Source organism: Microcella sp. (assembly GCF_046293215.1).
Taxonomy (GTDB): Bacteria; Actinomycetota; Actinomycetes; order Actinomycetales; family Microbacteriaceae; genus Microcella.
The window spans coordinates 1-516 of the sequence record NZ_JBKBPI010000031.1 but is presented as its reverse complement, the minus strand read 5'-3'; the positions used below and the strand labels follow the sequence as shown (position 1 = coordinate 516).

The 516-nt window shown below is 59.3% G+C and carries 1 pseudogene; it reads left to right on the top strand.

From position 1 onward, the window contains the following. Positions 1–139: 139 nt before the first annotated feature. Positions 140–516: pseudogene (nylA, locus tag ACK4SC_RS11735) on the top strand (6-aminohexanoate-cyclic-dimer hydrolase); the annotation flags it as partial.

Below are 516 nucleotides of genomic sequence, written 5' to 3'. Positions count from 1 at the left end.
AACTACCCCTCACGTTGACTGCGTAGCCAAGCTCATTCTCGAAGAATGTTCGTTACACCACTCCACGGGACTTGACCCGCCGGAGCTGTCGCGGTAGGTTATTGTCCACGCGGCTTAGACCAGCAGAAGGAGCGCGACAGTGAGCAAGGTGGACCTTTGGCAGGATGCGACGGCCCAGGCCGAACTCGTGCGCTCGGGAGAGATAAGCCGGACCGAACTGCTGGAGGCGACGATCGCTCATGTCCAAGCTGTGAACCCAGAGATCAATGCCGTCATCATCCCGCTCTTTGAGAAGGCGCGGCGTGAGAGCGAGTTGGCCTCCGGGCCCTTCGCTGGCGTGCCCTATCTTCTGAAGGACCTCACCGTCGTGAGCCAAGGCGATATCAACACGTCCAGCATCAAAGGCATGAAAGAGTCCGGCTACAGAGCCGACCACGATGCCTATTTCGTGCAGCGGATGCGCGCGGCGGGGTTCGTTTTGCTCGGCAAAACGAATACACCGGAGATGGGCAACCA